The organism is Stenotrophomonas sp. FR010, assembly GCF_047520755.2.
In the GTDB taxonomy this organism is placed as follows: domain Bacteria; phylum Pseudomonadota; class Gammaproteobacteria; order Xanthomonadales; family Xanthomonadaceae; genus Stenotrophomonas; species Stenotrophomonas sepilia.
In genome coordinates, this window is the sequence record NZ_JAXBQT020000015.1 from 63,599 (window position 1) to 75,794 (window position 12,196).

The following is a 12,196-nucleotide window of genomic DNA, read 5'->3' on the forward strand; positions in this document are numbered from 1 at the left end:
GGCTCAGTATTCCGGTGAATCGACGGCAGCCCTGCTGGCCGCCTGGTAGGGGAGGTGGACATCGACCAAGGTGCCTTCGCCATGCGCGGATTCAATCCGCACGTGGCCACCGACGCTCTGTGCGCGCTCGCGCATCACGATCAGGCCCAGGCCGCGCGGGCCGTCCGGATCGAAGCCTTCGCCGTCATCGCGGATCTGCAGATGCAGGCCGCGCTGGCCGACATCGCGCAGCTGCAGCAGGACCTGGCTGGCGCGCGCATGGCGCAGCGCATTGGTCAGGCTTTCCTGTGCGATGCGGAAGCAGGCCTGTTCGATGCTGTTGTCGGGGCGATGCGGCAACGGCTCGATCTCGGCCCGCAGCTCCACCGGCGAGGAGCGGAACAGAACCCGCGCCTGCCAGCTGAGCGCTGCCTCCAGGCCCAGTGCATCCAGCTGCGGGGGGCGCAGCAGGGTGGAGATGTCGCGCAGTTTGGCCACGGTGGTGTCGGCCAGGCTGACGATCTGCGCCAGATCCTGCCCACGCCGCTGCGGATCGTCCTCTTCCAGCGCCGCGTGCGCCGACAGCTTGATCGCGGTGATGGCCTGGCCGATGTCATCGTGCAGGTCGCGCGAAATCGCACGACGCTCGTCTTCCTGCAGCGAGAACAGCCGCCCGGCCATCGCCTGCAGTTCGCGGTTGCTGGTTTCCAGCGCGCTGCGGATGCGTTCGGAATCACTGAGATCGCGCACGATCAGCAGCTTGCAGTCGCGGCCACCGTAGCGCACGTCGCCCACCGCCAGGCCGGCATGGAAGCTGCGGCCGTCGCCGCGCTGCATGGCCACCACGCTGCTGTGGCCCGGTCCCAGGTGCGGCTGGCCGGCACGCAGCTGGCTGCGCACCCGCGGCAGGTCTGCGGCAGCGACCAGCGCCGACAAGGGCTCGCCCAGCAGGGTATGGCTGCCGTAGCCGAACAGGCCGGCGGCCCAGGCGTTGGCGTACAACACATGTTCGTCGGAGAGGATCACCACGCCGTCGGGCAGTACCCGCACCAGCTCGCGGAACTGCTCCTCGCGCTCGCGCAGCAGTCGCCGCGACTGCTCGCGTTCGGTCACGTCCTGCAGCGTGCCCAGCACGCGGTTGCGGCCAGCCTCATCGAGACCACTGGCGGCGCGCAGGTGCACCATCAGCGCGCGCCCGTCCATCGACAGCAGCGGCAGCAGCACGTCCACCTGTACCGGCTCGCCGGAGCACAGCTCGGCCAGCAGCTGCTCGGTCTGGGTGGCGGTGGCCGGGTCGGCCGGCACCAGCAGTTCGTCGAAGCGGTGCCAGCGGCGGGCTTCGGGCGGGCGGCGGCCGAGCAGGCGATAGACCTGGTTGGAATAGCGGCCCAGCCCGGTGGACGGGTCCAGCTCCCAGGCGCCGATGCGGGCCAGTTCGTGGGCTTCTTCCACCCGTGCCAGCGCCTGGTCGCGACGCAGCTGGGCCAGGTCCTCGGCAGTGCGATCGATGGCGATCAGCAGGCGCGCATTGTGACCGTCGTAACTGATCGCGTTGGAGCGCAGTTCCATCTGCCGCAGCGCGCCATCGCGCAGCTGCAGCTGCGCGCGCAGGATGCACAGCTCGTCGGGCGCCTCGCGGATCGCCTCCAGCTTGGCCTGCAGCGCCTGGCCCTGGCCGGGTGGCCACAAGGCGTCGATGGTCTGTTCCAGCAGCTCATCGCGCTCCCAGCCGAAAGCGGTGCAGGCGGCTGGGTTGGCGTCGAGGATCGCCAATGTGTCCAGGTCATAGACGAGGATCGGGCCGGGGTTGCCCTCGAACATCTGCCGCAGGCGCAGCTCCGAGGCCTGCTGGCGGGCGTGGGTATGCAGCACGTGCTCGGCCAGCGGGCGCAGCAGCAGGTACAGCAGGCCCGCGCTGGCCAGGGCGAAGAACGAGCCCTTAAGGCCCTGCCACAGGGCCGCCTGCTGCGGATCGGGCACCAGCGCCTGCACCACGCTGTCGGTGGAGATCATCCAGGCCAGCGCCATTACCAGGTAGCTCAACACCACCCGTCGCCGGTCACGGCTCAGCGCCTGCGCCATCCGCGGGTCGGGAACTGGGGCGTTGCCGGTCGGTTCTGCGGGCATGGACGGGGTGGGTGAAAGGGGCGCCGGTCATCTTACCCCGCAGCGTGCCGTCACCACTCAATTATCCGCCGCAGGCGCCGTTAACCACTGCGTGCCCCGCTGACGGGCGAGTCATCCGGAGCAAGATCGCGTGGACCAAGGGATCATCGCCAGCCTGCTGCAGCACCCGCTTGCGTCGGCGCTGGTCATCGTCGACCGTACCGGGCGCCCGCTGGCGGCCAATCCGGCCGCGCGCGAGCATGGCCTGCCGGCCACCGTGGCTGCCTATGCGCCAATGCTGGAAGATCTACGCCTGATGGCCGCCGATGGCGGCATCGTGCCCTGCACGCTGCCAGGCGGCCCGCGCGGCCACTACGACGGCCACCTGCGCGCCGTGCATGACGGTGCCGGCAACCTGCTGGCGTTCACTCTGAGCATTCCCGAGCCGGTGCCGGTCGATGGGGGTGGGCGCTGGGAGCTGGCACTGGACAGCGCCGGCCATAGCCTGTGGGACTGGGACATCCCCAGTGACCGGGTGGCGCGCACGCCGGCGCTGGGTGACGAGACCGCCACTGAATTCCTGTCTCGCGTGCACGGCGAGGACATCGCCCAGGTGCGCGCCGCGCTCGACGAGCACCTGCGCGGGCACAGCGAGCAGTACAGCGCACAGTTCCGTTTCCGCCAGGCCGATGGCCAGTGGCGTTGGGTGCTCGATCGTGGCCGCGTGGTCGCTCGCACCGCCGATGGCCAGCCCCTGCGCATGGTCGGCACGCATACCGATATCGAGCAGCAAAAGCAGCTCGAATCGCTGCTGCAGGAACAGCAGCTGCACCTGAGCGAGGCCCAGCGCATCGCCAGCATGGGCAGCTGGTCGTTTGATCCCAACAGCGGGCATTTCTGGTGGTCGCCGGAACTGCGTTCGCTGCTGGCACTGGAGCAGGGCGCCGTTCCGGGCCAGCGGCGGTGGCTGAAGCAGCTGCATCCACGCTCCCGCGGCGCGCTGCGCGCGGCATGGCGGCGGTTGTGGCGCGATGGTCGTGGCGCCAACCTCGAGCTGGAGCTGACCCGCGGCCATGAGCCTTCGCAGCACCTGCGGCTGTGGATGCAGCCGCTGCTGGACATGGACGGGCAGCCCAAGCGCCTGCTCGGCCAGGTGCAGAACATCACCGAACAGCACCAGACCGATGCGTTGATCCGCTGGCGCACCGAACTGCTGAACCGGGTCTCCGCGCTGGGCCGCATCGCCGGCTGCGAGATCGAAGTGCAGACCCGCAGCATGCAATGGACCGAGGAGTGCTACCGCATCCATGGCCTGCGCAAGGAACCGATCACCCTCGACCAGGCGCTGGCGCTGTACACGGAGGACTCGCGCAACGCGTTCGAGGCGGCGCTCGCCCGTATCGCCAACGGCGGCCTGCCCGAGCAGCTGGACCTGTGCTTCTACCGCCAGTCCGGCCTGCGCGTCTGGGTGCAGGTGCTGATCGAGCTGGATCGTCGTGACGGACTGCCGCCGCGCTTCGTGGTGCTTTTCCGTGATATCACCCGCGAGCGCGAGGCCAACGAGCGCATTGAACTGCTGGCCCACTACGACCTGCTGACCGGCCTGCCCAATCGCGTGCTGCTCGGCGAACAGACCGCCGAGGCCATCGAGGAGGCTCGTGATCGCGGCACCTCGTTGGCGATGCTGTTCATCGACCTGGACGGCTTCAAGACCATCAACGACAGCTTCGGCCACGCCACGGGTGATGCGCTGCTGAAGGCTGCCGCCACCCGCCTGCACCAGAACCTGCGCAACAATGATCTGTTTGGCCGTTTCAGCGGCGACGAGTTCATCGTCGTACTGCGCGACCTGGCTGAGCCCGAGGATGCGGGACATGTCGCCCGCAAGCTGATCGCCTCGCTGGCCGAGCCGCTGCGCCGTGGCGAGACCACGCTGAAGGTCGGTGCCAGTGTCGGCATCGCGATGCTGGGCGATGCGCAGACCGATTTCGATTCACTGCTGCGCGCGGCCGACGCCGCGATGTATGCGGCCAAGGAAGCCGGGCGCAACACCTACCAGTACTACAGCCAGGACGCCTTGGCCCGCATCCAGCGCAGGCTGGAGCTTGAGCACGCGCTGCACGGTGCGATCGAGCGCGAGGAGTTCAGCCTGGCCTATCAGCCGCTGCTGCATGCCCACCAGGGCGAGCCGCCGGCAATCGAAGCACTGCTGCGCTGGCATCGCCCCGGCATCGGCTATTGCAGCCCGGCCGAGTTCATTCCCATCGCCGAGAAATGCGGCGAGATCGTACGCATCGGCGACTGGGTACTGAACGAAGCCTGCCGTCAGGCAACCGCCTGGGACCGGGCTGGACTGCACTTCGACCGCATCGCGGTCAACGTATCGGCGGTGCAGCTGCGCGACCGTGGCTTCGCCGAACGTGTGATCGAGATCTGCCATGCCCACGGCTGGCCGCCGCAGCGGCTGGAGCTGGAGCTGACCGAATCGGCGCTGATCCGTGACACCGACATCCTGCGCCACTGCTTCGACGTGCTCGAACGGCACGGCGTGCCGCTGGCGGTGGACGACTTCGGTACCGGCTTCTCCAACCTCAACTACCTCAACCGCTTCCCGGTGGGTCGCCTGAAGATCGACCGCAGCTTCGTGCAGGGCATGCTGCATGATTCGGGCACGGCCGAAGTGACCCAGGCCATCGTGCACCTGGGCCATGCGTTGGGCATGAAGGTGGTGGCCGAGGGCGTGGAAACGCACCAGGAAGAAGACATGCTGCGCCGCCAGGGCTGCGACGAAATCCAAGGCTACCTGTACTCGCGCCCGCTCAGCCCGCGCGACCTGGCGCAGTGGCTGCGCCAGCAGCGTCCGTTACCGATACGCACCGACGCCAGTAGCGAAGCAGTGCTGGTGCGCTGACCACCCGACGCTGGTAGGTGCCGACCTTGGTCGGCACGAATGCCTGCGCTCGGCGTAACCCCACCCTCGTGGGCATGGATCTTGGTCGGCACCAATGCCTGCACATGCGACCCTCCACGCGTGGCGTGGATCTATTTCGGAAACTCCGCCTTCAACTGCATGCGCAGCGCCTCGACAATGGCCGCATAGCGCCGCTTCTGCACCAGATAGCTGGCCAGAAACAGTGGCAGTACCAGCAGCATCGGCGCCACCATCGGGCGCATCGCCACCAGCGGCAACAGCAGCAGCGACAGCATCGCCACGAACCAGCTGCACAGGCCGATCACCCGTACCTCGTGCCGCCGTGCGTTGAGCACGACGCGTCCACGCATCACCGGGAAGTAGCGCAGGCCGAAGCTCGGCGCGAAGCTCTCGCGGAACGCCATGCTGCCATCGGGCAGCGCATGGAAGGCCAGTCGCAGCCACTTGTCCTGCGGCAGGTCACGCTCCAGGCTGCCCAGCGAGAGGCGGGCCTGCATGGCCGGTGACGCCGCGATGCGTTCGTTGAACAGGGCGATGCCCCAGCTGAAATAGCCGGCCACCCAGGCCATCAGAAGGACCGTTTCGATCAGGAGTACTGCGATCAGGGCGATGGCCATCGGTCTTCCATGGACGGGACCGGGCAATCATGTCATAGGCAGCCGTGGCCGGCCCCGCGGGGGGCGAGTCCGTGCAGTAGCTCATGCGTTTCTCGGGATCGACTTGGGTCAATCTTCTTCGGCGAGATCGCTTAGGTCCAGGATCTGCGGATCAACGCTGCTGGCTACGATGCTTCTGATCAGCCCCGGGCGGCGGCGAAGCGAGTAGGCGCGAATCGCATGGATGGGACTGAATTCACACAGGGGGTAGCGTGAGTGCCCCATGATGACGGGCCTGTTGAAGTGGATGTCCTTAGGGTCATCAAGTGGCAGGGCCCACTTCCCGCCGTGCAGCAGCCTGACGGTCTCCCCTAGATATCGGGCGAACACGACCCTCAGAGAGTCCCGCTCGTCCTCAGATAGCGTGGCTGCCATCAAGTCATGGAGGCGTTCCAGCCTGTCGAGGCTTTCGGGGCTGCCATCCAGTTCAATGCCATGCGTTTGAGCCTGCGCGACCAGCCATTCTATCTGGCCGTCCATCAGCATAAGGAATTGCTCAAAAGCCTCGCGGGCTTCTTCCAGATTGAACGTCATGCGGAGGCCAGAGAGACAGGGGGAGTGGGCAGTGTGTCCTCGTCCCCTTCCTCAGGCTATGCAACAAATCCTAAAAGGCGACAGGCAAAGCAGAGGTGCAGATATCGCGGCGGCCATCCACGCATGGCGTGGATCTACTTCAGGGCTTCGCCATCCAACCCCAGGTCCCACGCCAGCCCCAACAGCTCGTCGTCCGCCGGCGATGGCGCCGGGCGCGCGTCCGCCAGCTGCTGCAGCTCGCAGATTTCCTCGCGGGCGACCTCTTCCAGCTTTTGCAGCTGCTCACGCACGCTCGCGTTGCGCGGGCGCTCGGTGTCGGTGAGGGAGGGCAGGGCGCAGATCAGGGGCATGGTGCGCGTACAGGATGCATCCAGCGGCGGGTTACAGGCAAAGGCCCCGGACGAACCGGGGCCTTGCGGGCTGCCGGCGAGGGCAGCGGACATCAGGATCAGAACAGCTCTACCGTGCCGGCACCCATGCTCTGCTGGGCAACCGGCTTGTGCGGCGGGCGTTCCCATTCGCTGCGCAGTTCGCGCAGGCGGTTGCCGGTGCGCTGCAGGGCCGTGGCGATCTCTTCGTCGAACACGCCGCCATTGCGGTGCAGCAGTTCCTGCAGGGCCACCGCTTCACGGTTGATCGCGGTCAGGCGGTCCAGGTGGGTGTGCACGCCGCCCAGCGCCTGGGTGGCGATGTCTTCGAACTGCAGGGCGCGCACGGCTTCGGCCACGCTGCCATCGATCGCACGTGCGCACTCGGAGACTTCGCGCATGCCGTCGCCGAGCGAGGCATTGATCTGCGCGACATTGTCGAGCATTGCCGCCGCTTCCTGGCGTGCTTCGCGGGAGCGGTCCATGTCACGCGAGGCCATGTGCGAGACCGTCTCGCGCACCTTGGCGATGGCGTCCTTGGAGCTGTGCGCCAGCTTGCGGATCTGCTCGTTGAAGGTGGTCGAGCGCTCGGACAGGTTGCGCACTTCGTCGGCGACCACCGCGAAGCCTCGGCCGGCTTCACCGGCACGCGCGGCTTCGATGGCGGCGTTCAGCGCCAGCAGGTTGGTCTGGTCGGCGATCGACTTGACGTCTTCCAGCAGCGCGAAGATGCCATCCAGGTGCTGTGCCATCTGGTCGATGTGCTGCACGGTGGTGCTGCTCTGGCCGCTCACCTGTTCCAGCGCTTCCACCAGCTGTTCCATGCGGTGGCTGGCGTGCTGGGCGAAACGGGCAACGTCGAGGCCGGCATTGCCTTCATCGCCGGCGCGGTCGACGATGCGCGACAGCGCCTGGCTCTGCTGGCGCGACTTGCGGTTCATCGCATCGAAGCTGCCGCCCAGGCTGGAGACCGCCTGGCGGATCAGGTCGCGGGCGCGTTCCACTTCACCACGCGAACCGTCGATTTCGTTGCCGACGAAGTTGCGCAGTTCGGTCAGCAGCTGGTCCTGCTCACGCAGGACACGGGCATGTTCCGGGGAACGATGCGCCTGGGCGCGGGTGGTCCACCACGCAAAGCCGAGCCAGCTCAGCGTCATCGTGGTCAGGATCGCCCAGCGCAGGGCGGCCGGCCATTCGAAACCGATGGCGAAGGGGAGCAGCAGGGTCAGAGCCAGGGGGGCGGCCAGACGGATGAAAATGCGTGAGTACATGGACGTTCTCGGGAGGTGCACGGAGGATGTATCGGCCGTACCCCCTTTCTCTTTAACGTCGATGTGCTTGGAAGTGAATTCTGAATGCGCCGGTTTTCCGGCGCTTGGCGGCTTCGGGGTCAGAGCCCTTTCCGTGCCGGAAAGGGATCCGACCCCTGGGTAGGCAGCGGCGGGGTCGGATCCCTTTTCATGGAAAAGGGCTCTGACCCCACAGCCTTACGCCAGCTGCCGGTCCACGGCCTCGATCATCGCCTTGCGGCCGAACAGGAAGTCCCAGTAGCTGCCGCCCAGCTGGCGCCACAGCACTGCCGAGCGCACCGCGGCCAACAGCAGGGCACGGATCTCGGCCACCACGCCGGCCTGGCCCAGGTAGTGCGGGTTGCCCTGCACCATCACCCGCGGCTTGAGGTGGCTGATGGTGTCCGCGTACAGGCTTCCCAGGCTGGCCAGCACATCCGGGTGGCCGCTGTCGCCCAGTTCGGTGGCCTGGCGCTGGGCACGCTCGATGCCCGAAGCAACCTTGTTCACGGTGGCGCCATCCTGAACAAAGCGGCGCTCCAACTGCAGCACCGACAGCGCCAGTTTCGGCAGGATCGGATCCTGGCCCTGGTTGCGGAAATAGTTGTGCAGCAGGCGCAGCCCGGCCTTCAGTGCATGGCGGTCACCGAACACCGCCTGCGGCGAGGACGCATCGACACGGAACACGCTGTCCACGGCGGTGCGCACGGCGGCGGCGTCGGAATGGCCGGTATCGGCGATGCGGCGTACCTGCTGCAGGGCCTGGGCAATGCCGGCCAAGGCCAGGACGCGGTCGTCGACAGTGAAACTCATGCAGCGATTACCTCAAAAGGGGAGGGGGTGGTGCGCAGGCGCTGTTCCAGCGGCGCATCGGTGGCGGCGATCACCGCGCCACCCAGGCACACATCACCGTCATACAGCACCAGCGATTGACCGGGGGTAACGGCACGCTGCGGGCGCGCGAAGGTGACCAGCACGCTGCCATCGTCCAGCACGTCGACCGTACACGGCTCATCGGGCTGGCGGTAGCGGGTCTGGGCGGTGCATTCGAAGCGTCGCGCGGGTGGCGAGCCCGAGATCCAATGCGCCGGCTCCGATCGCAGGCGCTCGGACAGCATCCATGGGCTGTCGCGGTCCTGGTCGACGTACAGCACGTTGCTGGCCACATCCTTGCCGACCACGTACCACGGTGCGGCCGGGCGGCCGCGTACGCCGCCGATGTTCAGGCCCTCGCGCTGGCCCAGGGTGAAATAGAACACGCCCGGATGTTCGGCGATCACGCTGCCGTCGGCCGGGTCGAGGATCTGGCCGGGCCTGGCCGGCAGGTAGCGGCCGAGGAACTCGCGGAAATCCCGCTCGCCGATGAAGCAGATGCCGGTGGAGTCCTTCTTGGCATGGGTCGGCAGGCCGACGTCGCGCGCAATCCGGCGCAGGTCGGTCTTCTCCAGGTCGCCGATCGGGAACAGGGTGGCCGCCAGCTGCTCCTGGCCCAGCTGGTGCAGGAAGTAGCTCTGGTCCTTGGAGCGGTCGGCACCGCGCAGCAGCAGCCACTGGTGGCCGCGCTGGGTCACCCGTGCGTAGTGGCCGGTGGCGATGCGCTCGGCGCCCAACTCGCGGGCGGCATCCAGGAAATGCTTGAACTTCACCTCGCGGTTGCACAGCACGTCCGGGTTCGGCGTGCGGCCTGCGGCGTATTCGGCCAGGAAGTGCTCGAACACGCCCTGCCAGTACTCGCTGGAAAAGTCCCGGAAGTGGAACGGGATACCGAGCAGGCCGCATACGGCGACCGCATCGCGGCGGTCATCCTCGGCACGGCAGTCACCGCTGCCGTCGTCGGCCCAGTTCTGCATGAACAGGCCGGCCACGGCCTCGCCCTGCTGGACCAGGCGCCAGGCGGCGACCGAAGAGTCGACACCACCAGAGACGCCCACCATCACGCGCGGCGTGCTCATGCGACCTCCCGGACCAGCGAAAGCGGGTGGCGCTGGCCACCCAGGTAATCCGCCACCACCTGCCAGACCAGCGGGCTGCGCTGGCGCTCACCGGCGGCCTGCAGCTCGGCCGGGGTCAGCCACAGCGCGCGGTCGATGCCGGTGTCCAGCGGTTGGGCCGGGTCGTGCGAGACCGGGTATGCTGCGTAGCAGAAGCGCAGGAAGGCGGTGCCGTCGCCGGCAGTCCACTGGTAGCAGCCGATGAAATGGGTCAGCTGCACGGTCCAGCCGGTTTCCTCCCGGGTCTCGCGCAGGGCTGCCTCGGCCAGGCTTTCGCCTGGCTCGAGGTGGCCGGCCGGCTGGTTCAGCACCTGGCGGCCTTCAATGGTCTCTTCGACCAGCAGCACGCGGCCGCCGTCAACCACTACCGTGGCGACGGTGGCGTGCGGTGCCCAGCGCGGGTCCGGCGTGGCGTTCAACTCAGAACTCGTCCTTCTTGGTCAGCTCCAGCTCCATCGCGTCGGCGGTGCGGATGGCCGCATCGATGGCGTCGCTGAGCTGGTCCGGGGTGGCATCGGCGTCGATCTTCACCACGAACATGGCGGTGGTGTCCTGCTTTACCCAGCCCCCCATCTTGGCGTCCTGCGAATCCTCCAGCAGGCGGTTGGCCACGGCCACCGGGAACTGCTTGGTCTTGGCGTTGTAGGCCGGCGACCAGATCTCACGGATGTTGTGGCTGCCGAAATCCTCCACCGCCGAGCGCACGTAGACCATCTGGGTGCGGTCACCCTCGACGTCGAAGACCATGCGGTAGTCGCCATCCTCGTCGACTTCGTAGGTATAGCCCAGCTTGTCCAGATGGCGCGCCACGGACTTGTCGGCACTGGTTGCGGCAGTGGCAGAGCCGGCAGCGGCCAGCGCGATCAGCAGGGCGGGAAGAAGGGTCCTTTTCATGAAGATCCTGTGAAACAGTGTTGGGAGAGGATGCAATTGTGACGGTGGGCGTGCGTGCCGTCCAATCTGCGGCGGGCCGACGCAGGCCTGCCCGAGCCCCTATAATGGATGGATGCCCCATGAGTCCTCCCCCGATTCCCAGCACGAGCACGGCGTTGCCGTAGAGCCCGCGCGCCCGGAAGTGGCGCCGCCGCCGTTCTACCAGGTGATGCTGCTCAACGACGACTACACCCCGATGGATTTCGTGGTGGATGTGCTGCAGCAGTTCTTCAGCATGGACCTGGACAAGGCCACCCAGGTGATGCTGCACGTCCACACCCGCGGCCGCGGCGTCTGCGGTGTCTTCACCCGTGAAGTGGCGGAGACCAAGGTTGCCCAGGTCAACGAGTACTCGCGGATGAACCAGCATCCGCTGCTGTGCACGATGGAAAAGGCCTGACTGGCTGGTGATTCTCGTCCGGGCACAACGATCCCGGACCCAGTGTGCCCACCAAGGCGGGCACCTACCGAAGCAGAGGCCTGTAGAGCCGAGCCTTCGCTCGGCTGCTTTTCGTGCAGATGTTCCGCATTCCCGGAAGCACAGTCGAGCATGGGCTCGGCTACAGGTCGAGATCACCCCGCCGCCAGCGCCTCCAGCGCCAACCGTGCCACGGCCTCGTCGACCTCGGCAGGGTCGCCATCATCCCTGAACCATACCGCCGACAGCCCCGCACTGGCCGCGATCCAGCGCAGCAGGCGCGTGCGCTCCAGGCCGGCCAGTGCGCTGACCTGTTCCAGCCGGGCAGCAAACCGCTCCGGCCGCGTGGCCACGTGGATGCCCGGGCCACAGAGATCCGGATTGCTGAACATCGTCGTGTAGTCGAACGCACGGTCGCCCAGCAACCGCTTCGGGTCGATCGCCAGCCAGCCGCGCGCGCCGAAATCGAGCACGTTGTCGTGGTGCAGGTCGCCATGCAGGGGCCGGACCTCGCGCTCTTCCTGCAGCAACCCCTCCGCCAGTGATCTGCACTGTTCCAGCAGTGGCGGCAGCGCAGCCCTTGGCTGCAGCAGATCGGCGAACCATGTACGCAGGCAGACCAGTTCCGCTGGCGGCGCGCTCCGTGGCCGGTGCAGCCGTTGCAGGACCTGGCACAGGATCATGGTGCAGGCCTCATCGTCGCCCTCGATCGAGCGTTGCCGCAGCGAGTCGCCGCCGGCACGCTCGCTCGATCAGGATCGCCGGCCCGGCGTGGGCCAGCAGGCGGGCAGCGCCGTCGCCGTCCCACCAGCGCAGGAGGCGGTGGCTGTTCTGTTCCTCGGTTTCGCTGCTGATCTTCAGCATCGCCGGCGTGCCGGCAGCGGTCAGCACCGGCCAGAGCCGGGCATGGGCCGTTTCGATGGCCGGGCCATCACGCCGCAATCGCCAGCGGCTCAGGTAGGGTTCGCTCATGCCGGTTGAGGTCTTCTG

11 protein-coding genes and 2 pseudogenes are annotated in these 12,196 nt (G+C 67.4%); 3 read left to right on the forward strand and 10 right to left on the reverse strand.

Translation table 11 applies throughout. The annotated features are described in order from the left end of the window. Window positions 1-3: 3 nt before the first annotated feature. Window positions 4-2,106, reverse strand: coding sequence for a sensor histidine kinase (locus tag ACM0PK_RS14650; RefSeq protein ID WP_072166974.1), 2,103 nt, complete (start codon window positions 2,104-2,106; stop codon window positions 4-6). A gap of 154 nt (window positions 2,107-2,260) precedes the next feature. Between ACM0PK_RS14650 and ACM0PK_RS14655 the strand changes: the two are divergent. After that, a pseudogene (locus ACM0PK_RS14655) lies at window positions 2,261-2,966 on the forward strand (PAS domain-containing protein); the annotation flags it as partial. Then, window positions 2,945-4,996: an EAL domain-containing protein gene (locus ACM0PK_RS14660; RefSeq protein WP_495498534.1), complete on the forward strand. Its 2,052-nt coding sequence runs from the start codon at window positions 2,945-2,947 to the stop codon at window positions 4,994-4,996. The pseudogene ACM0PK_RS14655 and the gene ACM0PK_RS14660, both read left to right, overlap by 22 nt. 131 nt (window positions 4,997-5,127) lie before the next feature. Here ACM0PK_RS14660 and ACM0PK_RS14665 read toward each other — a convergent pair whose 3' ends face one another. The 8 genes from ACM0PK_RS14665 to ACM0PK_RS14700 form a co-directional block, all read right to left on the reverse strand. Then, on the reverse strand, window positions 5,128-5,634 hold the full coding sequence (locus ACM0PK_RS14665) for a hypothetical protein (protein ID WP_414607325.1): 507 nt from the start codon (window positions 5,632-5,634) through the stop codon (window positions 5,128-5,130). A 108-nt stretch (window positions 5,635-5,742) separates the two neighbouring features. Next, window positions 5,743-6,207, reverse strand: coding sequence for a hypothetical protein (locus ACM0PK_RS14670; protein WP_164144557.1), 465 nt, complete (start codon window positions 6,205-6,207; stop codon window positions 5,743-5,745). A 134-nt stretch (window positions 6,208-6,341) separates the two neighbouring features. Then, entirely contained in the window at window positions 6,342-6,557 is a 216-nt protein-coding gene (locus ACM0PK_RS14675; protein WP_414607326.1) for a hypothetical protein, read from the reverse strand. A gap of 98 nt (window positions 6,558-6,655) precedes the next feature. Then, window positions 6,656-7,846 (reverse strand): methyl-accepting chemotaxis protein, encoded by a 1,191-nt coding sequence (locus ACM0PK_RS14680; protein ID WP_005416472.1) that lies wholly within the window; start codon window positions 7,844-7,846, stop codon window positions 6,656-6,658. Between the two features lie 216 nt (window positions 7,847-8,062). Beyond that, window positions 8,063-8,677 (reverse strand): high frequency lysogenization protein HflD, encoded by a 615-nt coding sequence (hflD, locus tag ACM0PK_RS14685; RefSeq protein ID WP_005416473.1) that lies wholly within the window; start codon window positions 8,675-8,677, stop codon window positions 8,063-8,065. Next, window positions 8,674-9,816 (reverse strand): tRNA 2-thiouridine(34) synthase MnmA, encoded by a 1,143-nt coding sequence (mnmA, locus tag ACM0PK_RS14690; protein WP_005416474.1) that lies wholly within the window; start codon window positions 9,814-9,816, stop codon window positions 8,674-8,676. Before mnmA ends, hflD begins: the two co-directional genes overlap by 4 nt. Beyond that, window positions 9,813-10,274, reverse strand: a complete 462-nt coding sequence (locus tag ACM0PK_RS14695; RefSeq protein WP_414607327.1) for an NUDIX hydrolase — start codon at window positions 10,272-10,274, stop codon at window positions 9,813-9,815. Before ACM0PK_RS14695 ends, mnmA begins: the two co-directional genes overlap by 4 nt. A gap of 1 nt (window position 10,275) precedes the next feature. After that, a complete protein-coding gene (locus tag ACM0PK_RS14700) occupies window positions 10,276-10,749 on the reverse strand; it encodes a hypothetical protein (RefSeq protein ID WP_005416476.1) in 474 nt (157 codons plus the stop codon). Window positions 10,750-10,861: 112 nt separating this feature from the next. Here ACM0PK_RS14700 and clpS point away from each other — a divergent pair, with 112 nt between their 5' ends. Further along, window positions 10,862-11,188, forward strand: a complete 327-nt coding sequence (gene clpS, locus ACM0PK_RS14705; protein ID WP_005416477.1) for an ATP-dependent Clp protease adapter ClpS — start codon at window positions 10,862-10,864, stop codon at window positions 11,186-11,188. A 173-nt stretch (window positions 11,189-11,361) separates the two neighbouring features. Here clpS and ACM0PK_RS14710 read toward each other — a convergent pair. Beyond that, window positions 11,362-12,178: pseudogene (locus tag ACM0PK_RS14710) on the reverse strand (APH(6) family putative aminoglycoside O-phosphotransferase). Window positions 12,179-12,196 lie beyond the last annotated feature (18 nt).